General features: G+C 37.8%; 20 protein-coding genes and 1 pseudogene. 15 read left to right on the top strand and 6 right to left on the bottom strand.

All coding sequences use genetic code 11. From position 1 onward, the window contains the following. Window positions 1-27: 27 nt before the first annotated feature. From H7992_RS11835 to H7992_RS11880, 11 genes and pseudogenes are all read left to right on the top strand, one after another. On the top strand, window positions 28-717 hold the full coding sequence (locus H7992_RS11835; protein ID WP_187047688.1) for a copper homeostasis protein CutC: 690 nt from the start codon (window positions 28-30) through the stop codon (window positions 715-717). A 92-nt stretch (window positions 718-809) separates the two neighbouring features. Further along, window positions 810-1,562 (top strand): hypothetical protein, encoded by a 753-nt coding sequence (locus tag H7992_RS11840; RefSeq protein ID WP_067213934.1) that lies wholly within the window; start codon window positions 810-812, stop codon window positions 1,560-1,562. Between the two features lie 742 nt (window positions 1,563-2,304). After that, window positions 2,305-4,107, top strand: coding sequence for a glutamine--fructose-6-phosphate transaminase (isomerizing) (gene glmS, locus H7992_RS11845; protein WP_187047689.1), 1,803 nt, complete (start codon window positions 2,305-2,307; stop codon window positions 4,105-4,107). A gap of 636 nt (window positions 4,108-4,743) precedes the next feature. Beyond that, window positions 4,744-5,037: an RNA polymerase alpha subunit C-terminal domain-containing protein gene (locus H7992_RS11850; protein WP_187047690.1), complete on the top strand. Its 294-nt coding sequence runs from the start codon at window positions 4,744-4,746 to the stop codon at window positions 5,035-5,037. Window positions 5,038-5,211: 174 nt separating this feature from the next. Continuing rightward, window positions 5,212-5,844 carry an FMN-binding negative transcriptional regulator gene (locus tag H7992_RS11855; protein WP_067208875.1) on the top strand — a complete coding sequence of 211 codons (633 nt, stop codon included), beginning with the start codon at window positions 5,212-5,214 and terminating at the stop codon, window positions 5,842-5,844. A gap of 278 nt (window positions 5,845-6,122) precedes the next feature. Continuing rightward, window positions 6,123-6,470 carry an ArsR/SmtB family transcription factor gene (locus tag H7992_RS11860; RefSeq protein WP_187047691.1) on the top strand — a complete coding sequence of 116 codons (348 nt, stop codon included), beginning with the start codon at window positions 6,123-6,125 and terminating at the stop codon, window positions 6,468-6,470. A gap of 15 nt (window positions 6,471-6,485) precedes the next feature. After that, window positions 6,486-7,784 carry an arsenic transporter gene (locus H7992_RS11865; RefSeq protein ID WP_304627124.1) on the top strand — a complete coding sequence of 433 codons (1,299 nt, stop codon included), beginning with the start codon at window positions 6,486-6,488 and terminating at the stop codon, window positions 7,782-7,784. Between the two features lie 22 nt (window positions 7,785-7,806). Then, window positions 7,807-8,226: an arsenate reductase (thioredoxin) gene (arsC, locus tag H7992_RS11870; protein WP_067208883.1), complete on the top strand. Its 420-nt coding sequence runs from the start codon at window positions 7,807-7,809 to the stop codon at window positions 8,224-8,226. Between the two features lie 792 nt (window positions 8,227-9,018). Next, window positions 9,019-9,645, top strand: a complete 627-nt coding sequence (locus H7992_RS24965) for an MFS transporter (protein ID WP_304627125.1) — start codon at window positions 9,019-9,021, stop codon at window positions 9,643-9,645. 15 nt (window positions 9,646-9,660) lie between these two features. Further along, complete coding sequence (locus H7992_RS24970; protein WP_304627126.1) at window positions 9,661-10,209, top strand: MFS transporter; 549 nt, start codon at window positions 9,661-9,663, stop codon at window positions 10,207-10,209. 109 nt (window positions 10,210-10,318) lie between these two features. After that, window positions 10,319-10,966: pseudogene (locus H7992_RS11880) on the top strand (ATP-binding cassette domain-containing protein); the annotation flags it as partial. A 580-nt stretch (window positions 10,967-11,546) separates the two neighbouring features. On the opposite strand, the gene H7992_RS11885 reads toward H7992_RS11880, so the two are convergent. Next, window positions 11,547-12,098, bottom strand: coding sequence for a helix-turn-helix domain-containing protein (locus H7992_RS11885; protein ID WP_067208887.1), 552 nt, complete (start codon window positions 12,096-12,098; stop codon window positions 11,547-11,549). Window positions 12,099-12,213: 115 nt separating this feature from the next. Between H7992_RS11885 and H7992_RS11890 the strand changes: the two genes are divergently transcribed. Continuing rightward, window positions 12,214-12,795: a LysE family transporter gene (locus H7992_RS11890; RefSeq protein WP_067208889.1), complete on the top strand. Its 582-nt coding sequence runs from the start codon at window positions 12,214-12,216 to the stop codon at window positions 12,793-12,795. A gap of 242 nt (window positions 12,796-13,037) precedes the next feature. Here the strand turns inward: H7992_RS11890 and guaC are convergent, their stop codons facing one another. The 3 genes from guaC to H7992_RS11905 all read right to left on the bottom strand — a co-directional run bounded on the left by guaC (window position 13,038) and on the right by H7992_RS11905 (window position 16,446). Continuing rightward, entirely contained in the window at window positions 13,038-14,021 is a 984-nt protein-coding gene (guaC, locus tag H7992_RS11895) for a GMP reductase (protein ID WP_187047692.1), read from the bottom strand. 356 nt (window positions 14,022-14,377) lie between these two features. Beyond that, window positions 14,378-15,712 carry a type I glutamate--ammonia ligase gene (glnA, locus tag H7992_RS11900; protein ID WP_067208894.1) on the bottom strand — a complete coding sequence of 445 codons (1,335 nt, stop codon included), beginning with the start codon at window positions 15,710-15,712 and terminating at the stop codon, window positions 14,378-14,380. 437 nt (window positions 15,713-16,149) lie between these two features. Next, window positions 16,150-16,446, bottom strand: coding sequence for a DUF3817 domain-containing protein (locus tag H7992_RS11905; protein WP_187047693.1), 297 nt, complete (start codon window positions 16,444-16,446; stop codon window positions 16,150-16,152). Window positions 16,447-17,034: 588 nt separating this feature from the next. Between H7992_RS11905 and H7992_RS11910 the strand changes: the two genes are divergently transcribed. Together H7992_RS11910 and H7992_RS11915 are read left to right on the top strand one after the other, a co-directional pair. Continuing rightward, window positions 17,035-17,238, top strand: coding sequence for a hypothetical protein (locus H7992_RS11910; protein WP_067208898.1), 204 nt, complete (start codon window positions 17,035-17,037; stop codon window positions 17,236-17,238). 487 nt (window positions 17,239-17,725) lie between these two features. Continuing rightward, window positions 17,726-18,751: a nitric oxide synthase oxygenase gene (locus H7992_RS11915; protein WP_067213935.1), complete on the top strand. Its 1,026-nt coding sequence runs from the start codon at window positions 17,726-17,728 to the stop codon at window positions 18,749-18,751. A 238-nt stretch (window positions 18,752-18,989) separates the two neighbouring features. Here H7992_RS11915 and H7992_RS11920 read toward each other — a convergent pair whose 3' ends face one another. Then, window positions 18,990-19,667, bottom strand: a complete 678-nt coding sequence (locus H7992_RS11920) for an ABC transporter ATP-binding protein (RefSeq protein WP_067208901.1) — start codon at window positions 19,665-19,667, stop codon at window positions 18,990-18,992. Window position 19,668: 1 nt separating this feature from the next. After that, on the bottom strand, window positions 19,669-20,703 hold the full coding sequence (locus H7992_RS11925) for an ABC transporter permease (protein WP_187047694.1): 1,035 nt from the start codon (window positions 20,701-20,703) through the stop codon (window positions 19,669-19,671). Between the two features lie 218 nt (window positions 20,704-20,921). Between H7992_RS11925 and H7992_RS11930 the strand changes: the two genes are divergently transcribed. Further along, window positions 20,922-21,338, top strand: a complete 417-nt coding sequence (locus H7992_RS11930; RefSeq protein WP_187047873.1) for a HEAT repeat domain-containing protein — start codon at window positions 20,922-20,924, stop codon at window positions 21,336-21,338. Window positions 21,339-21,369: the final 31 nt, after the last annotated feature.

The following is a 21,369-nucleotide window of genomic DNA, read 5'->3' on the forward strand; positions in this document are numbered from 1 at the left end:
AATGCATTCATAGGAGGTGTAACCAAAATGATGTTAGAAATTATAGCTACAAGTTTGACGGATGCAATTGCTGCAGAACGAAGTGGTGCCGACCGATTGGAACTTTGCGCAGCTTTGACTGAAGGTGGCCTAACGCCAAGTTTGGGATTGGTGGAAGCAGTGGTTGCAGGTGTAAATATTCCAGTCCATGTAATCGTTCGGCCACATAGTCGAACTTTTCACTATGATGACAACGATTTAGCTGTAATGATAGCTGACATTCGCCATATTAAACGTGCGGGAGCTGCGGGAGTTGTTGTTGGAGTACTAACTGAAGAGCGTAAAGTGAATACGGATGCCCTCTCACGTTTGTTGGAGGAAACTGGAGAGATGAAAGTCACTTTTCACCGTGCATTTGATGAGATAGAAGATCAGCTGGAAGCTTTAGAAGTCATTGCTCGTTTCCCACAGATTCAGCGGATTTTGACTTCAGGGGGACAAGCACCAGCGCCAGAGGCTGCTGAACAGCTGAAAAAGTTGGTGGACAAGTCTAAAGATACTTCTGTCCTAATTTTAGCGGGGAATGGTATGAACCCTGAAACGCTGTCTTCATTGGTGTCTGCAACAGGGATAGAAGAAGTTCATTTTGGGTCGGCTGTCCGTGTTAACAGGAGCTTCATGTATCCGATTGATGGAGCGATTATTACAGCGATAAAAAGTGAACTTGAGCATAGTTAAATTTGGAGAAAAGTGAAATTGTACCTACAAACATTGGGATTACGACAAATGAGATTATAGAAATAATAGTTGAAATAGGTTCGGAGGATCGAATGGAAAACAAAACCTTTATTGGAAATGTGAAATTACTAATACAAATGCATGCTGAAGGGTTGCTTGGTGGTGAAATAATGCCAGAGGATGCTCTGATTGGAATTGTTCCCAAAGATGATTTAATGAATGTACTGACATTAGGAATGGCTTTAAATTATCAAAGAAACTCATATAAATTATGGGAGTCGGTTGCACAAGCTTATTTGGATAAAAGTTCTCGTTGGATCTTTAATCCAAAAGTCGTATCTGAAAGTAATTTGGATGAATTACGTAGTATTTTGGTTTATTACCGAGTTGCTTTACAACCCAATCGCCACCCGGAAATTTGGCAACGTGTGTCTAAGGGAATAACTCAATCATCTCAAAGAGGTGACGTAATAGGATTGATTGAATCTGCTCAATTTGATATAGCCATCTTAAAAAGCATTATGGAAATCAATAGAAAGCCAGAATTTCCATATCTTTCTGGACCTAAGATTTTCAATTACTGGTTATATGCCATGGAAAGGTATACGGGAGTTTGCTGGAGGTCTCGAGAATTGATTACAATAGCTCCTGATACGCATATTTTGAAAGCTAGCGTAAATTTAGGTCTATGTTCTTCTGAGGTATTAGATGGTTCGTCGGATAATAGACAGATAGTTGCTAAATCATGGGAAAAGGCACTAATTGATAGTGAGTTATCTCCAATTGATGTTCATACCCCTTTATGGTTGTGGAGTCGTGCGGGTTTTCCATCTCTTTCAGTCTAATAACTTTGAAATGTTACACAAAAGCTAGCTATTAAAATGAATAGAATTATATGTTTGAGTAAGCAGTAACTGATAATAATAGTGTAGTTACAACTAGATAAGTAAGAGAACCGCTTGTGTTATTAGAATCAAATTATTCCCTTGTATGACATCGGGATAGCAGGATACTTTGATACAAAAGCTAATTAATCTTGACTGACTTTTTGTTCTTAAACCAATTGAATATAGGACGAGTAATCAGCCATTTAACGAAAGTGACTGATTTTTTTGATTTCCCAAAACTGTTGTGATCTCACTATCATTCTGCATATATTAGTGAATAGGGGGATTAGAAAAAAATCTAGTCTTACTCTCTTTATTTATTGACAAAAAAACAGCAAGTTATGTAAGATGATAAAGTTGATTCATAGCTACTAGTACTAGATAAGCTATTGGTCACCGCGTGTAAAAGGAGTGAAAATCGCGCGTTAAATGTAAATCGGAAAACAGTTAAAGCGCCAGTGCTGAAGAAATCGGACGTTACTAATTTTCAGCAGACGAGGTGGAGGAGTATCGAACTTTCGGCGGAAGCCTCCCAATCGCAATTGCCCGGTTGTATTTTTTGCTAGTAAATCATTTGAGCAATCGAATGGACAAAGGAGCAAAAAGGCAAAATCATTCAAGCAATATGTAAGGACACTTCGCTAATTCAGCTGAGGTGTAGTTAAGTATTGCTTATTTTGCAAATATCGGAGGAAAAAATATGTGTGGAATAGTAGGTTATATTGGTGATTTAGATGCGAAAGAAATTCTATTAAAGGGACTTGAAAGGTTAGAATATCGTGGGTATGACTCGGCGGGAATCGCACTCCGCAATGAAAAAGGTATTACTGTTATAAAAGAAAAAGGACGTATTGCAGACCTACGTGCAGCAGTGGATTCAACAGTGTTAGCGTCAACTGGAATTGGTCAAACACGCTGGGCGACTCATGGCGTTCCAAATCAAACGAATGCACATCCACATCAAAGTACATCGAGTCGGTTTACACTTGTGCACAATGGTGTAATCGAGAATTATCATAACCTTCAAAAAGAGTATTTACAGGACGTTCAAATGATTTCTGACACGGATACAGAAATCATCGTACAACTTGTTGAAAAGTTTGTTAAAGATGGTATGACTACTGAAACAGCTTTCCGTCACACACTGTCTTTACTCCATGGTTCCTATGCAATCGCCATGTTAGATGCTGATGAGGCAGACACTATTTTTGTTGCCAAAAACAAGAGCCCATTATTAATAGGAGTTGGAGACAACTTCAATGTGGTTGCTTCTGATGCGATGGCGATGTTACAAGTAACAAACCAATACGTTGAACTACACGATCAAGAAGTTGTCATTGTTCGTAAACAAGCAATCGAACTGATGACATTGGATGGCGAAACTATTGATCGTGCACCTTTTACTGCAGAGCTCGATATGAGTGATATTGAGAAAGGCACGTACCCTCACTTTATGCTGAAAGAAATGGACGAACAGCCAGGTGTTATTCGTAAAATTCTTCAAGCATATGAAAACGAGCAAGGTGAACTTGCAATGGATGAGAATATTGTAAATGCGTTTAACGAAGCTGACCGTCTTTATATAATTGCAGCGGGCACAAGCTATCACGCTGGTCTTATCGGCAAGCACTATTTTGAAAAAATTGCTGGTATTCCGGTTGAAGTGCATATTTCAAGTGAATTTGGCTATAACATGCCACTTCTTTCGGAAAAACCGTTATTTCTTTTCATTACACAATCTGGAGAGACTGCGGACAGCCGTCAAGTATTGGTGAAAATAAAAGCGTTAGGCTACCCAAGCATTACGTTAACAAACGCTACAGGCTCCACACTTTCTCGTGAAGCGGATCATACATTACTGTTATACGCTGGTCCGGAAATTGCTGTAGCTTCGACAAAAGCATATACAGCTCAAGTAGCAGTTCTTGCTATCGTAGCTTATGTTGTAGCCAAAAAACGAGGGAAAACAGTAGAAATTGACTTGAAGAAAGAGCTTGCCATCACAGCGAATGCAATCCAAACACTTGTGGATTCAAAAGAGGAAATGGAGCAAATCGCACATGAATTCTTAGCAGTTTCTCGAAATGCTTTCTTCATCGGGCGGAACCTAGACTATTACGTTAGCTTAGAAGGTGCACTTAAAGTAAAAGAAATTTCCTACATTCAAGCAGAGGGCTTCGCAGGTGGGGAATTAAAACATGGGACGATTGCGCTGATTGAAGAGGGCACACCTGTGTTTGCAATTGTTACACAACAAGCAGTGAGTCTCAACACTCGTGGTAATGTTAAAGAAGTTGTCGCGCGCGGAGCGAATCCTTGCATACTGTCAATGGAAGGGTTGGAAGAAGAGAATGATCGTTTTGTTCTGCCCAAAGTGCATGCCTTACTTACACCTCTTGTTGCCGTTATCCCCTTGCAGCTAATTAGCTATTACGCTGCTCTTCATAGAGGATGCGACGTTGACAAACCTCGTAATTTAGCAAAATCAGTTACGGTGGAGTGAGGTTAGTTTGAGTATCAATTTTTTTGATGTGATGTAGCTTTGAAATAAAGTTGTGGATTTAAAATAAAGTCGCGATGTTTGTAAAAAAATGCGACGTTTATAAAAAAGTTACGAAACACCCCTTTGGATTTTTATCCAAAGGGGTGTTTCGTTGTAAAAGGGCTTATTTAATGAAATAGTTGAGTGTAAACTGGATTTATAGAAATAAATGAAATGATATATGGAAGTTTGTTGAGGAATGTACTTAAACTCCTAGGAAAATAAAAAAACTCATATTATTGATAATAGTGCATAAATGTACGAGGGGAGTTGAAACTGTACGGGTTCATTAAGGGAAATCTAAAGTAGAGAGCTTCATTCGTACTCGTTTAGCGCATATGGTGATCGCAATGAAGCCGTACTTCAAGACAGATTAAGGGTATGGAAATTTTTTCTTGGATGCGGAGATATGAATCATCCCAAATGGATAAGATGGTAAACAAAATCATTACGGAATTAATCAAGAAATAAGTTCGGAGTACACGAGTCTCTTTGAATGACTAATGGTTTCAGAACCTGGTATCATTCAATAAAAAGTATACTCGAAGTATTCTATAATTAAGGGAATATAGATTTTAAGGAAGGAGACATTTTACAATGGGAACTTCAAACAGGAGCTTACGAATATGTAGCAACGGACACAACTATTATAAAAGTAGTGATTGTCCAAGCTGTCCGATATGCGAGAAAGAACGTGAGCCGGACAAGGGATTTCTCTCAAAGCTCTCAGCACCTGCAAGGAGAGCGTTAGAGCATCACAGTATTGGAACGTTACAACAACTATCAATGTTTAGCGAAAAAGAAATTTTACAATTTCACGGTATTGGCCCAGCTTCTCTGCCTATACTTAGAAACTCTTTGGAGGAAATTGGATTAGTATTTAAACCTTAAAGACAGGATCGGTCTTCTTATTTTTGCGAAGGTACCAAAGCGAATTCAATGGGATTTATTGTATGAGTGTATCTAGGTCGGTACTACGTGTTTGAATTATGAAATCTGCATACCAATCATTTTCAATTAATGTGGCAATGAATGCCATTTTAGTAATCAAAGAGGAGGTTAATCATGTATATTCCCAAGTATTTTAAAGTTACAGACGTAGATGAAATTAAAGAATTTGTTCAAGAGAACTCATTTGGAACTATTGTTACAATAAAACAAAATAAACCAATTGCTAGTCATTTACCTTTGGCGCTAAATAAAAAAGGAGATGATTATTATATTACCGGGCACATGGCATATGGGAATCCACAATGGAGAACATTCGAAGGCTGTGATGATGTACTAGTTATGTTCCAGGGGCCACATGCTTATATTTCTTCTTCTTGGTACGGGCATGAAAATGTTCCAACATGGAATTATCAAGCCGTACATGTATATGGCATTGCGAGCATTTTGGATGAGGAAGAGTTAAAACAAGACCTAATAATGATGCTACAAAAATACGAGAAGCATCGAAAGAATCCGGTTTTATGGAACAAACTATCTCCTCAGTTAGTAGAAAAAGAACTAAAAGGAATTGTTGGATTTAAAATTAAAGTAGGAGAAATTCAAGCTGCCTATAAATTAAGTCAGAATCGCAATGAGGAGGATTATCTTAACATCGTTGATAAACTGCATGGGGAAGAAGAAACAAGTTCCCAACAAATGGCGAAGGTGATGAAAAAGAGAGTAGAGAATTACGGAGATTCTGATTAATATGTTAATAAATCCGATAATGGCGTGGAAAATCCTTTCCCTAAACGCCAAATAATGCTTACTTGAAAATCAAAAGGGTATTATTTGGCGTTTAGAATAAGAGGTTCACTAAATAGAAATACAAACAACAAATTGGAACTTCAAATCGGTATAATATCTTTTGGTCATGTCCTAACAAAATTTCTTTCGAGTAAAGCCCAATATAATATAGTTAAGTAGAATAATTCACTTGTGAATATAAGTGTATTCTTATATGATGATTTGAGGAGGGATGACTAATGAATGAAACAGTAACGATTGATATGCAGCAAGCATCGCAACTCTTAAAATTACTCGGAGATCCAACCCGTTTGACCATGATGCAGCTACTCAAGTCACATGAATGCTGTGTGTGTGAATTTGTTGAGATTTTTAATATGAGTCAGCCAGCAATCAGCCAACACTTGCGTAAACTTAGAGATATTAAGGTAGTGAAAGAAGAACGTAGAGGACAATGGATTTTCTTCTCGATTAACAAAAATCATGAAGACTATCCGTTTATTCAAAGCATTCTTGAACAGCTTCCTGAACAGAATGAGTCTATAGCTAGACTGAAAGAGCAAGGGCTTAGAGTTTGCTGCGAGTAGGAAGGGGAAAGGGCGTTGGTTTCAGTAATAATGGCATCATTGATATTCATCATTACAATTATTTTTGTTATTTGGCAGCCTAGAAATTTATCAATTGGATGGTCCGCTTGTATTGGAGCAATAATCGCTTTATTAGTAGGAGTGGTTAACTTTCAAGACGTTATTGATGTTACAGGGATTGTATGGAATGCTACTCTTGCTTTCATCGCCATTATAATCATCTCATTGATCTTAGATGAAATCGGATTCTTTGAGTGGGCTGCCTTACATATGGCTAGATTAGCTAAAGGCAGTGGGATTCGCATGTTTGTTTACGTCAGTATTTTAGGTGCAGTTGTTGCGGCTTTGTTCGCAAACGATGGGGCTGCATTAATACTAACGCCAATTGTTCTTGCAATGGTAAGAAATTTGAATTTCAATGAAAAGATGATTTTTCCATTTATTATTGCCAGTGGTTTTATAGCTGATACCACTTCGTTGCCATTAGTTGTGAGTAACTTAGTCAATATTGTTTCAGCAGACTTTTTCGGTATCGGATTTGTTGAATATGCAACCAGAATGATTGTTCCGAATTTATTTGCATTAGTTGCGAGCATTTTAGTGTTGTTGTTATTCTTCCGTAAAAGTATTCCTAAAGACTATGATGTCTCGGATTTAAAAGAACCGAAGGATGCTATCAAGGATATAAAAATGTTCCGACTAACTTGGCTGATTTTAAGCGTATTACTCTTAGGTTATTTCTCTAGTGGGTTTACGGGATTGCCTGTTTCTATTATTGCTGGGCTTACGGCGATATTCTTTATGGCCATGGCACAAAGAAGTCCAGCTGTACACACGAAGCAAGTACTTAAAGGGGCACCTTGGGCCATCGTTTTCTTCTCTGTTGGGATGTACGTTGTTGTCTACGGATTGCGTAATGTTGGTCTTACAGCTGTATTGGGCGATGTCATTCAATTGGCAGCCAATCAAGGACTCTTTATTGCAACGATTTCTATGGGATTTATTGCAGCGATATTGTCCTCACTTATGAATAATATGCCTACGGTCATGATTAACGCGTTAGCTATATCAGAAACGACTACGACAGGTCCTATTCGCGAGGCTTTGATTTATGCAAATATCATCGGATCGGATTTAGGTCCCAAAATAACGCCAATCGGTTCGTTGGCCACTTTACTATGGCTACATGTTTTATCTCAAAAAGGTGTGAAGATATCTTGGGGTAGCTATTTTAAAATCGGAATTATTTTAACGGTTCCTACACTTCTGATTACACTAATAGGACTGTATTTATGGCTGTCAATCATACAATAAAACACAAAAGGTGGCTTTAATTATGTCGAAAAAAACACTCTATTTCTTATGTACAGGTAACTCATGCCGTAGCCAAATGGCTGAAGGTTGGGGCAAAAAGTATCTTGGTGAAGAATGGCAGGTTCTCAGTGCTGGAATTGAAGCACATGGAGTTAATCCAAATGCTGTCAAAGCCATGAATGAGGCTGGCGTCGACATTTCGAATCAAACTTCGGATAGTATTGATCCACAAATCTTAAATGATGCAGATTTTATCGTCACGCTTTGTGGGGATGCTGCTGACAAGTGTCCGATGACACCACCCCATGTAAAGCGTGATCATTGGGGATTTGATGATCCTGCAAAGGCAGAAGGAACGAATGAAGAGAAGTGGGCTTTTTTCCAACGTGTTCGTAATGAAATTGGTGATCGTATTAGGTACTTTGCTGAAACTGGGAAATAAATAATTAATAAAGGTCGGGAGAAACCATCTCTCGACCTTTATTCCGAAATGCATATAAGTATATTATTATCTTTTTATGAAGGGGTCGATCCCAAGATGAATATCTAACGTACGACTTTGAATCAGCACAAAAAGTGGAACTGGATTTACCAAAAACAGGAGTATGCAATGTGAATCTGACACCAATAAGCAAGAACAGTCTTGATGCTGTTAAGTCAGCTATTGATTCTGCAATAATATAGGCGTTAGGTGATGAGATGAATAAAGAGGATCATGATTTTTATGCAAAAGGAAAAGTATTGTAAACCATTAGTCTTAAAAATAGAGTTGGATTAGTATTGAAGGGAAATCGAAAGCCTCAAGAACGCAACTGGGAGGGGATGGAAGAACGTGATATGCATTGACATAACATTAGGAACAAGTTAGTATAATTTAAGCTTTGAAAGGAGCGATAGAGGTGGGATTTTTACAACTATACTGATCGATATGTACATATTTTGTTAACCACTCTTTTGAGGGGTTATTTGTTGTGCGTACTAGGTTAGATAGGAAGTAGAAGCTTTATCGCTCTACAGATATCTTTACCATTTTTTAAGTACGCAGTAAAATGCGTACTTTTTTTATAGACTCAGGGAGACAGGTGCTATAGTCGTTTCTAAGCAGTCGTATTGTGATTTTATGATTTGGAGGGATTTCACTATGATGATGTTACTTTTCTATTGATACGGGCTTAGTAAGTCAAGCTCGTATCGGTGAAGAATCGATACGCAAATTCAGGAGGTATCGATTATAATGGAAAATAGAAATTGGAAACGAAAATTTATTGCGTTATATACAGGACAGTTTTTCTCATTGCTGAGTAGTGCCGCTGTTCAATTTAGTATTATTTGGTGGTTGACAGATACAACGGGTTCTCCACTTGTATTAGCACTGGCTGGGATAGCCGGCTTTTTACCGCAAGCCTTGCTCGGTCCATTTGCAGGGACGATTGTTGATCGTCATTCCCGTAAAGTGATGATGATTTTAGCAGATCTGATTATTGCACTGGGTAGTTTATTCTTGTTTTTATGGATGTATTATAGCGAGCCAAATATCACGTTAGTCATACTTGTGTTAATTGTTCGATCCCTTGCGACTGCTTTTCATATGCCGGCAATGCAAGCTTCTGTACCATTGCTTGCACCAAAAGAGCATCTTACAAAGGTTGCAGGCTGGGGGCAGATGGTGAGTTCAATGACCAATATTGCAGGACCCGTAGTAGGGGTGTCGTTACTGGCAGTTAGCTCCCTTGAATGGGTGTTATTGTTCGATGTTTTTGGCGCTATTATCGCTTGTAGCGTGCTATTGTTCATCCGAATTCCGAGCGTAACAAGAACAGAAGAAATGGCCACTGATAACTTGATAGCTGAAATGAAATAAGGCTATCATGCGATTGTGAAACATCGCCTTGTCCTAAAGCTAACCATCGTGATGATTGTTGTAGCTGTTCTATTCATTCCCGTTGGAACTTATTTCCCGCTTAACGTACGGAATCATTTTGAAAAAGGCGTAGTAGAAGCAGGTATCGTTGAGATCGTATTTGCAATTGGTTTGATTGTAGGCGCTTCGTTTTTAGGTGTACTGGGAGATCGGTTCGATAAGGTTAAAACAATGGCAGCAGGCATGATCTTGATGGGCATTTCCTTATTTATTTCCGGTCTGCTTTTGCCGTCGATGTTCTATGTGTTCGTAGTGATGAGTTTTTTAGTCGGTTTAGCTGGTCCATTATTTTCAGCGCCATTCTATGCTTTTATCCAAGCGGAAATTGAACCTCAATTGCTTGGACGGGTATTCAGTTTTGTGACAAGTCTATCGTTATTGGCAGCACCAATTGGATTAGGTTTAGCTGGATTTTTTACGGAACTCACGAATGTAGCCGTCTTCTTTAGCGCGGCAGGTCTCCTTATTGTTCTAATTGCGGCAGTGACTATAAAAGTGAAGTAGGAGGAAGCGACATGCAATTTTTATTATTCTTTTAATACGAGCTTGAAATAGAAGCTCGTATCGATTCTAGCTATCGGTACGAAATTATAATATTTCGGAGGTAGTGAATTTGGAACAAATCTGTTTTGAAATAAAAAATGTTGAAATGACTTATTTAGATAAAGAAATATTGAAAATTGAACGGTTAACTGTCCATCAATTTGACCGGATTGGTATTGTTGGGAAAAATGGTGCTGGGAAAAGTACATTATTGAAATTGCTAGCTAATAATATTAAACCGACACGTTGAACAGTGAAACTTCATGTGGAGGGCGGTTACTTTGAGCAACTGGGCCCCACTGTTGTAGAAGCGGACGGGGCCTTACTTGGAAGATTGGCAGTTCCGCAATATTCTGAAGAGCTAAGTGGTGGTGAGCAAACAAGGTTGAAGTTGGCACAGTTGTTTACGCTTTATTACGAAGCACTATTGATTGATGAGCCGACTACGCATTTAGATCAAGAAGGTATATCTTTTTTACTCGATGAACTGCGCTATTACTACGGGGTACTAGTATTAATTAGCCATGACCGCGCTGTTTTAGACTCGCTCGTTACCACAGTATGGGAAGTGAATGACGGAGTAGTACATGTCTATTCAGGAAATTACAGTGATTACCAGACGCAAAAACAGCTCGAACGTGAACAACAAAGTCAATCGCACGAACAATTCGTAAAAGAGAAGAACCGTCTTGAAAAAGCAGTGCAAGAAAAAATGAAAATAAACAATTGAATCAAGTGTAATTTCTAGTGAAAAATAAGCCGTTGAGAATATCTCAACGGCTTATTTTTCAGTGGCCTGATGGAGAATATTCTGTTCGAAAATTGTTCACATCAGTCAAACTGATATATTGTACAGTAGGAAACCCTTTTTTTATATTAAATTTCCCTAAATTCGCTAAGAACCTGGTTTTTACAAAATTAGTAAGGATATCGATTGCTTATGCTTAGATAAACAAATCCGCAAATGATTTGCAGAAGAGGGGGTTAATTTTAGATTGAAGTAACTTTTACAAGCTATGGATTTGATTGAGGGGGATAGGTTTTGCTTGACTGTCAAGGCTATGGTTCGATTTTCCAAGAAATTATCATTGTAATATATAAATACGATTAGTGTAGAGTGCTTCTCGATTCTTGTGGATAAAACAGTTACATGTGCATGAAAAGATAGAGCAAATCCCACAGTGAGTGGAATAGAAAAGCATTAGGAAATTAAACGTAGCAGGCAAGATTAATAATTGCATTGGTACAAAGAGGCTGTCCCATCAGCCGATAATTTACAACTCATGGACAGCCCCTTTTTAATTTGGGTAGTACAATACCATACTTAAACGAGTCAATGTTTCTCCTGAATTATGATAGCTATGGGGTCTGTCGGCTTTAAATCGGATGGAATCACCGCTTTCAATGGTATACTCCTCGTAATTTACACGTACCGTTAGCTCCCCCTCAAAAATTGTTAATAGCTCTTCGGTCCCCTCCATATGTGAATCTGCACTTAGGAATCCACCTTTGTCTATCTCAACTGCATACACTTCAAAGCGTTTGTCTTCATCAAATGGAAAATGGGGGTATACTCGATATTTTCCATTATCTTCGGACAAGATTTGAATATCACTTTTCGATACTATTATTGTGTCGGGCTGAGGGTGATTGATGAGTGAAGTAAAAGAAACTTTCAAACCATTGGCTATTTTCCAGATAGTTGTAATGGTTGGAGCTGATTCGCCACGTTCAATTTGACCGATCATTGTTTTACTTACACCAGTCAATTCAGCCACTTTTTCAAGACTTAATTTTTTACTCTCCCTTATTGCTTTTAAATTCTTGGCAATGATAAGATGAATTTCCATTTTTAAAACACTCCTATTTCTCTGTACAATATAACGTCTGAACTGTACAATAAAAAGAAAACGTTATAGTGCCTGTTATGGACAGTATAACATATTCATTAGGGGGAGGTCGAATATGCCAGTACTAACATTCTTGTTGTATGTTTTTGTCATGAGTTTTACGCCAGGTCCGAATAATATTATGGCGATGTTATTTGCGAATCAGTATGGATTTAAGAAGACACTTCGATTTTGCCTAGGCGTAGGCGCAGGTTTTTTTGTCATCATGATATTATCGAGTTACTTTAATCTAATCCTACATAACTTCATTCCGAAAATTGAGTTGCCTATGATGCTTCTAGGTGCGGCCTATATGCTGTATCTGGCAATCAAAATAATTACTAGTTCGACTAGTACTAATGGTGATGAGGGCGGTAAATATAACAGTTTTTTGGCAGGGATGCTGTTACAGTTTGTCAATCCGAAAGGTGTTTTATATGGTATTACGGTAATTGCAACGTTCATTCTTCCATATTATAGTTCAACAATTGACTTACTACTATTTTCGTTGTTTCTAGGTTTCGTCGGTATAATGAGCACTTGTTGTTGGAGCCTTTTTGGTTCGATATTTCAGAAATTCCTCTCGGATTATAGAAAGCAATTTAATATTGTGATGGCATTGTTATTGATGTATAGTGCAGTTTCGATTTTTTTGTAATAAGTAATATTAAGTGCGAGGGTTACAAATGAGGCTGTTGTTAAAAGATGCGCGAAGTGGATTGAATACTCTGAAGTACGCAAAACGCATTTAGAACTTGTTTTATCATGGAAGTTAAAATGAAAATACTGAGCTGTCAGTAATAATCTTGATGTTGTTTTCATTCAATTAAGATCTCCCTAAATAGAAAATCCAATCAAGATATAAAATATCTTGATTGGATTTTTAATAGCTATAAATTTTCAGTACACTTTATCTCCATTAAAAATGGAGTTTTTTACAATGACATAATCCACTGTTCGGATGGCTTCAAGTTTGCTACCGCCAGCATAGGAGATGGACGATTGTAAATCTTGTTGCATTTCGTCTAAAGTGTCCATTAGTGGACCTTTATATTCGACGTACATTTTTTTACCTTCAACGTTTTTCTTTTCGCCCTTTTGGAATTCAGAGGCTGATCCAAAGTATTCTTTGAAACGTTGTCCATCTTTTTCAATTGTTTGACCGGGAGATTCTTCGTGTCCAGCAAATAGAGAACCGATCATGACCATTGAAGCACCGAAACGTACCGATTTAGCAATGTCACCGTGTGTACGTATGCCGCCGTCTGCGATGATAGGTTTAGTAGCTGCTTTCGCACACCAACGTAGTGCAGCTAACTGCCAACCGCCTGTACCGAAGCCTGTTTTTATTTTTGTAATACATACTTTACCAGGTCCAATACCAACTTTCGTAGCATCTGCCCCGGCATTTTCAAGTTCGCGTACGGCTTCTGGTGTGCCAACGTTACCAGCGATGACAAAGCTTTCAGGCAGATGCTTTTTAATATGTTGAATCATATTAATGACTGCATTGGAATGTCCATGAGCAATGTCGATTGTGATGAATTCAGGTGTAAGTTCGTCAGCAGCTAGTTGTACAATGAAAGTGTAGTCCTCATCTTTAACACCAACGCTAATAGAAGCGATTAAACTACGTGATTGCATGTCTTTAACAAAGTTTGCTCGTTTTTCTGGGTTAAAACGATGCATAATATAGAAGTAACCACTTTCAGCTAATTGGATAGCGATACTTTCATCAATAATTGTTTGCATATTTGCTGGTACAACTGGAATTTTAAATGTATGTCCGCCAAGTAGTATAGAAGTGTCACACTCAGAACGACTATTTACCACACACTTTGCAGGAATCAGCTGGATATCTTCGTAATCAAATACGTTTTCCATAGATAGCACCTCGAAATCCGAATAATATCATTCGTTTAGTTTTGAACGTTCGCACTTTAATAATTTACAACAATTTAGGTAGTATGTCAAAATATTTAATAGTGATTGGCAAAACGTATAAAATCTGATTCCATTTCCTTTTGAGTTTAATAACTACTTTTTGTTATACAAATAATTAAAAAATAAGCAAAAAGAGCTTTCGTGGACTCTTTTTGCTTATTCCTATGTGTCGATAGCATCTACTGTACAAACACGCAAAGAGAGGCATTGAATGGTGAGTATCCCATATTACCGAATCGGGGGTATCGAAGTTTCAATGGTTTAAAAGTCTGTTATCTTCTTACGAGACCTTTTTATCAATAGATCTTCATATAACGTTCAACTTCCCAAGGGTGTACGGTAATTCGGTAACTTTCCCATTCTAATTTTTTCTCTGCCATAAAGTTTGTGAAAATGTGATTGCCAAGAGCTTCTTGGATAATTTCATCCTTACCTAGCGCGATGAGTGCATGGTCAAGGTCAGTAGGTAGTGTCCCGATACCTAATTCTTGAAGTTCGAAAGGTTTCATTTCGTAAATATTGCGGTCGACTGGCATTGGCGGTTCGAGTTCACGTTTAATGCCATTTAAACCTGCTTTTAATATAGCCGCCATTGCAAGATATGGGTTTGCAGCCGAGTCGACGGAACGGACTTCGATGCGAGTGCTGATTCCCCGAGATGCTGGAATTCGGATAAGAGGGCTGCGGTTTTGGGCAGACCAGGCGATGTAACAGGGCGCTTCGTAGCCGGGAACAAGTCGCTTATAAGAGTTAACTGTTGGATTTGTAATTGCTGTAAATCCAGGAACATGTTCGAGAACGCCAGCCATGAACTGATATGCTGTTGTACTTAATTGTAATTCACCATTTTCGTCAACAAAGGCATTTTCACCGTCTTTGAATAGGGAAACATTACAATGCATACCTGATCCGCTGACACCGAAAAGGGGTTTTGGCATGAACGTTGCGTGCAAGCCATGTTTACGAGCAATTGTTTTGACGACGAGTTTGAATGTTTGAATGTTGTCACAAGCGGTAAGAACATCCGCATATTTAAAGTCGATTTCGTGTTGTCCTGGAGCGCACTCATGGTGCGATGCTTCAACCTCGAAGCCCATTTCCTCTAACTCCAAGACGATATCTCGTCGACAGTTTTCTCCAAGGTCCATTGGTGCAAGATCGAAATAGCCGCCGTTGTCATTCAATTCCATTGTCGGTTGCATATTTTCATCGAGCTTGAATAAGAAGAATTCTGGTTCTGGTCCCAGATTGAAATCAGTAAATCCAAGCTCCTTCATTTCTGTCAATACACGTTTTAAATTGCCACGAGGATCACCTGTAAACGGAGAACCATTGGCAAGAGAAATATCACAGATAAGACGTGCTACCCTTCCTTTTCCTGAGGGCCAAGGGAACACCATCCATGTGTTAAGATCTGGTATGAGGTACATATCGGATTCCTCGATACGCACAAATCCTTCAATTGAAGAGCCGTCGAACATCATTTTATTGTTAAGCGCCTTATCGAGCTGGCTGATGGGAATTTCCACGTTTTTGATCATACCTAAAATATCTGTGAATTGAAGTCGAACGAAATTCACATTTTCTTCTCCTACAAATTTGCGAATGTCTTCTTTTGTATAATTCCTCATCATACCACTCTCCTTAAGTATCATTAATTACGGATTACTCCATAACATTTTTCTATAATAAAGCAAAAAGTTACCATTAACAAGAATTTTATTTAAATCTAATTAATTTGTATAAAGCTAGCTTTCAATAATCTAATCATAATACTGAAAATAAACCATTTGTTGGAAAAATAAGGTAGGGGATTGCTTATTATTCTTAATCTTCATTTTTAGGGTGAACCGGAAATAATTCAACAGTAATTGAGATAAAAGAGTAAATAGGCTTGCGTAAGCAAATTAAAAAAAGCGAAGCCCCTTTTATTGAAATGGGCTTCGCTTTTTTTTGACAGAATCTATTATACTATAATATGTTGGCATAAAGAATCCTCTCAACAACGCTCGGGGATGCCTTTGCTGGAGATTATATAGAATCATTAGTTCAACATATAAATATATTTTTAGTTCGTTTTCAAGTTTTTGAGTCGTCTGTCCAAAATGAAATTGCCAAAGGGGATAAATGCTGAAAGAAGGGCACCAATCGTAAACCTAAACGGCCATTTCACCTTAATCATCGTATATACAATTGCTGCGATATAAGCTAGAAATATATAGCCATGAAGTGTTCCGACGATTGTTACTGCACTCTTCATACCGAACCAATACTTTAATGGCATTGCGATAAACAATAGGATCAGTAGTGAACTGCCTTCCAATATACCAATCAAACGAAAACGTCCTAAAGCATTTTTTAACATGATTCCACTTCCTCTACTTACTACATTTCATCAATTACTTTACAATATGAAAATTATCATGTACAGGAATGTGACTTGCTGTGAAGGAAAGGGGCAGGGAGAGTTGAAACTCAGGATTATTGACCTTCAGCCTGTAGCACCTATACTTCAAAGTAGAAATACAGTTAAAATCGTCGATACATTATTTAATTCTCTGGCTTTATTTTAATACCAACGATTGTTGTTTGAGAGAGCTTGCCAATTGTTCGGTGATTTTTTTCATCTTTCATTAATTTGTGGAGGTTACTTTTGAACACTTTTCAAGAACTTGCAAAAACAGTTATTATTAGAAAGGAAAATCGTTGCATTCCTATATAAAAAAGGACTCTTGTCATCATATAGGTCATGATTTATGTTTTAATTGTTCAAATTGAACGCATTATGGTCTAGGGACTAATCGTATGCTATTTCCGTATGTGAATTGACTGATAAAATAGAAAAACTATAGGTTTTTTAATTAATTTTAGAAAATCCCCAGTAGTCATCGAATTTCGGTTATACTAGAGAGAAGTAAAATCAATCATTATTCAATAGTAAGGAGGATTTTAAATGACTGAAAACAATGAAACAAATGAACACGAAGCGCCAAAGAAAAAGATAAGCTTAAAAGAAGTGATACAACAACAGTTAGAAGCGAAGAAGAACCAAACTGCTGATAACAACGCAAAAGGCAATCCAGCACAATCTGCTAAAAAAATGCAAAGCCAACAAGCAAAAAAAGTTAGCAGTGCCCGTAGAAAAATGGGATCATAATGAAACAGCGCAAACCGATTACCTATTGGTTTGCGTTTTTTTTGGAGAAATAAAACGTCTGTTGATTAACCATTTTATTGAATTACGTGCAGGTAATAAAGGATTGAAAAACTCCATATTCACTGGATCATTTCCGGTCCGCTTTCGATGAATTATTCAAGGCATCTCGATAATGGTATAGAAGTGGTTCAATTCAAAGCGAACCAAAAGCAACTATACACGGAGTACTTGATATTTGAGTAAGTCTTTTTGGTGAATTTTGGTTAATCAACACATGTGTAAGTCCAGGGGAGATCTAGTACTTTATGTGTTCCATTAATTAAAATACAAAGTTCGAAAAGTTGGCTATATTGAAGAAGAAACAAGCTCATTTTGAATGGTATACTGGCAATATTGGAGATGATGAACTTTGAGTTTACAGACTGAAAAACATAGATTACATCTAGAAGCCGAGCAATTCATACATAGATGTTATGCAGAACTTGGGATGACAACAGAGCAACAGATGAAGCGAATAGAGGAAGTGCGAAGTGAAATAAATGAAACTGGAACGTATAGCCATACTTCGCAAGAACTTCAACATGGAGCTAGAATGGCTTGGCGTAATAATAATCGTTGTATTGGACGTTTATTTTGGGACAGGCTTCAAGTGTTTGACGAGAGGGCATTAGAAACCGCTGAAGATGTGTACAGCGCATTATTGAACCATATTGAATATGCGACAAATGACGGAAAAATTCGTTCATCGATTACGATTTTCCCACCACGACATGGCGGAATTGATCCGATACGAATATGGAACCATCAGCTTATACGCTACGCAGGATATGAAGAGGCTGAACAGATTATTGGAGATTCCACATCAGTTGAATTTACGAGGATGTGCGAAATGTTAGGTTGGAAAGGGGAGAGGACTCCTTATGATGTTCTTCCTCTTGTCTTTCAATTGGAAGGAGAATCGCCCCGAATCATTGAAATACCAAAAAAACTAGTAAAAGAAGTGACGATTACCCATCCACAACTAGAGTGTTTTGAAGAACTGGGTATAAAATGGTATGCGGTGCCAATTATCTCGGATATGCGGTTGGAGATTGGTGGGATTAACTATCCGACCGCTCCATTTAATGGATGGTATATGGGAACCGAAATCGGTGCGAGAAATTTGGCGGATGAAGATCGTTATAATCTACTCCCAAAAGTTGCAGAGTTGATGGGACTGGATACAAGATCAAACCGTTCACTATGGAAGGATAAAGCGCTAGTAGAACTAAATATTGCGGTGTTGAATTCTTATCAAAAAGCGGGTGTTACGTTAGTCGACCATCATACTGCCGCCAAGCAATTTAAAAGTTTTGAAAAAAATGAGTGTACAGTAGGGCGAGGTATCACAGGAAATTGGACTTGGCTGATTCCACCGCTTTCGCCTGCAACGACTCATGTCTTTCACAAACCTTATAGCAATGACGTCGTTAAACCTAATTACTTTCATCAGAAAAATCCGGGTGAAAGCTAATAGGATTTTATACTTCCGCAAAAAATAAGAGTATCCATTTGCACACTTGTTTGAAAAACATAAATATATGAGATAAGAATAAAAACAGCCATGTAAGAGAATGGCTGTTTCGGGCAATCTTTATTCAGGATATAGTAAGGAAAAAAATTAACTATACTTTCATGGAAATCTATCTCGCAAAAAATATTTGAGCGGTTTTATCACTTTTAATTTCCCGGTTATACAAGGGTGCATTTTTCTAAGATAACACCAATCCATCTTTCATTGTAATGATATGATCCGCAAAAGAAAGCATTTCTTCATCATGAGTTACCATCAACGTTGTAATGTTCAATGTTTTCGTCAACTCACGGATCAATGTCATGACGTCTTTCGATCTTTTAGAATCTAGGCTTGCTGTCGGCTCATCTGCAAACAACATCTTCGGTTTGTGGATAATCGCACGGGCAATTGCCACACGCTGTTTTTCACCCCCTGATAATGAAGCAGGGTAGGCATCTTTTCGATGATTCATATCCACCAATTTGAGGATTTTTTCGACTTCCACTTTTTGTTCACGTTTTTTAAGCTTGGTTTCAGAAACGTCAAGCATCAGCAATAATTGTTCTTCTACGGTTAGAAAAGGGACTAGGTGTGAGGATTGAAAGACAAATCCGAACTCGCTCGCTCTAATTTTTCTGATCTGATCCTGATTCATGTCAGTCATGTTTTGACCTTCAAATAGCACTTTTCCGTCCGTTGCACTTTGAAGTCCCGCTGCTATTGTAAGAATCGTACTTTTACCAGAGCCTGAAGCGCCTACTAACGCTGTTATTTCACCTTCTCGAAGTGAAATATTAATCCCTTTTAATACTTGTTCGTCCACTTCACCATTCGTAAATGTTTTTGTAACTTCATCAATTGTGAAAATCGTCATATTAAACCTCTCCTTGTTGGATAGCTTGCAATGATTCTACTTTTTTAATTTGCAGACCGGACAGCGTCGCCCCTATAAAGCCAATGATAAGGAATACAACCGATAATTGAACAGTTGTTTCAAGTGTTAAACTAAATGGCATTCCTTGAGGTGCAATTAAAGAGAAGCCTTGGCTTAAAGCAACTGACAGTCCAAGTGCAATCACGGTGATGAAAATCATCTGGTACCACATCATACCGAACAATCTGCTTGTTTTAACGCCAAGTGCTTTTAAGATGCCATATAATCCAATCTTTTGAACGTTCATCATGTAGAAGAATATTGCGAACAACATTCCGCTAATGGCAACCAAAAACCAAATGATCATATTAAGTGACATCTGTTCTGCACTGTAACTTGGAATTGTATTGAGGAATTCTTTATTTGAAAATGATTGTAAACCCGTCACCACTGGTGCATGTTCTGTACCTGGTACAAAAATCAATTGCATTTCATTGACACGGTAAATTTCTTTATAGTTTTCCATGTTAATAAAAGCAACAGGCGCATGGCTGTATTTCTTTTGTTCAACAAAGCCCATTACTTTAAATTCACCACTGAACTGATTATTGGTTAATATATCGCCAACCTTAATCCCTTCATCTTCTAATGAACGATCTAGGATGACTTCTCCTTTACCGACAGATTCAAACGATTTTGAATCTGTTGAAGTAACGAAAGCTATACTATACTGCTTGTCGTCCATATCGTTGACAAAACCCATCTGAATGGAGAGTGCAGCTGCATCTTTTTGTTCATTTAAAACAGTGGTTTGTACGCTTTCATCTATTCTTGAAAGGTTGTATGTTTCGTTTGCATCAGCGTTCATGTAAAATTGACCATCTGGTAAATCTTTAATTAACGCTGCGTTATCTTGGGATAAACCGTTCGATAACCCCGAGATGATAAATGTTAAAAAGCTGACGAGAAAAATGATTGATCCTAAAATAATAAATTTTGTTTTATTCTTCTTAATTTCTTTCCATGCAATATTCATCTTTGCGCCCCCCGTATTTCTTAATAACTTAACTATAATCTGACTAGGTGAACGGAATATGAACAGATGATTACATGAAAAAAGGTATGTAGTTCAGCAGATAATGGTACAATACATATTGAAGGGTATTGTATTTAATATGTAGCGTTACCCTTAACTAAACAGGATATTGAAATAGAAGGAGATTGGATCACTTGACTAATGGAATTAAAAACGAAATGCCGCCAAATTACGATGAATTACGGAAGGCAGTTAACCGAGCATCGAATTGGAGACTACGTTTAGAAGCTATTGAAGAATTAGGACAATGGAAACATAAACGGACTATCGATGTACTTTTACACAGAATGAACAACGATGCCGTATATAAAGTGGTAGAAGCCTCTCACCGTAATCTTGTGAAATTTGGTGAAGATGTTGAATTACCACCACGAAATCGATTTGAACTGATTAAAGATGCCAACAAAGTTTTCCTTCGAATTAAGAAAAGCTTGCCAAGAGATCACTCGTTCGAAGAGTACAAAGAAAAGTTGAAAAATATGAGACTTGATTTGTATGATACCTATGAAGGTGACAAAGGCGATGAATTTGAAGCATGGCTTGAAAACGTTTGGGAGACGGCAAATAAAAAGTAAAACGTTTCAAAGTTATATACATACTGAAAAA

Source organism: Sporosarcina sp. resist (genome assembly GCF_014302295.1).
Classification (GTDB): Bacteria; Bacillota; Bacilli; order Bacillales_A; family Planococcaceae; genus Sporosarcina; species Sporosarcina psychrophila.

Excerpts from the sequence above, each read along its gene's own strand:
- H7992_RS11885 (WP_067208887.1), bottom strand. The coding sequence starts at position 12,098 with ATGGAAATTCATCTTATCATTGCCAAGAATTTAAAAGCAATAAGGGAG.
- H7992_RS11915 (WP_067213935.1), top strand. The coding sequence starts at position 17,726 with ATGACAACAGAGCAACAGATGAAGCGAATAGAGGAAGTGCGAAGTGAA.
- H7992_RS11835 (WP_187047688.1), top strand. The coding sequence starts at position 28 with ATGATGTTAGAAATTATAGCTACAAGTTTGACGGATGCAATTGCTGCA.
- H7992_RS11930 (WP_187047873.1), top strand. The coding sequence starts at position 20,922 with ATGCCGCCAAATTACGATGAATTACGGAAGGCAGTTAACCGAGCATCG.
- H7992_RS11920 (WP_067208901.1), bottom strand. The coding sequence starts at position 19,667 with ATGACGATTTTCACAATTGATGAAGTTACAAAAACATTTACGAATGGT.
- glnA (WP_067208894.1), bottom strand. The coding sequence starts at position 15,712 with ATGAGGAATTATACAAAAGAAGACATTCGCAAATTTGTAGGAGAAGAA.
- H7992_RS11910 (WP_067208898.1), top strand. The coding sequence starts at position 17,035 with ATGACTGAAAACAATGAAACAAATGAACACGAAGCGCCAAAGAAAAAG.
- H7992_RS11855 (WP_067208875.1), top strand. The coding sequence starts at position 5,212 with ATGTATATTCCCAAGTATTTTAAAGTTACAGACGTAGATGAAATTAAA.
- H7992_RS11925 (WP_187047694.1), bottom strand. The coding sequence starts at position 20,703 with ATGAATATTGCATGGAAAGAAATTAAGAAGAATAAAACAAAATTTATT.
- H7992_RS11890 (WP_067208889.1), top strand. The coding sequence starts at position 12,214 with ATGCCAGTACTAACATTCTTGTTGTATGTTTTTGTCATGAGTTTTACG.
- H7992_RS11840 (WP_067213934.1), top strand. The coding sequence starts at position 810 with ATGGAAAACAAAACCTTTATTGGAAATGTGAAATTACTAATACAAATG.
- H7992_RS11850 (WP_187047690.1), top strand. The coding sequence starts at position 4,744 with ATGGGAACTTCAAACAGGAGCTTACGAATATGTAGCAACGGACACAAC.
- H7992_RS11905 (WP_187047693.1), bottom strand. The coding sequence starts at position 16,446 with ATGTTAAAAAATGCTTTAGGACGTTTTCGTTTGATTGGTATATTGGAA.
- glmS (WP_187047689.1), top strand. The coding sequence starts at position 2,305 with ATGTGTGGAATAGTAGGTTATATTGGTGATTTAGATGCGAAAGAAATT.
- arsC (WP_067208883.1), top strand. The coding sequence starts at position 7,807 with ATGTCGAAAAAAACACTCTATTTCTTATGTACAGGTAACTCATGCCGT.
- H7992_RS24965 (WP_304627125.1), top strand. The coding sequence starts at position 9,019 with ATGGAAAATAGAAATTGGAAACGAAAATTTATTGCGTTATATACAGGA.
- H7992_RS11860 (WP_187047691.1), top strand. The coding sequence starts at position 6,123 with ATGAATGAAACAGTAACGATTGATATGCAGCAAGCATCGCAACTCTTA.
- guaC (WP_187047692.1), bottom strand. The coding sequence starts at position 14,021 with ATGGAAAACGTATTTGATTACGAAGATATCCAGCTGATTCCTGCAAAG.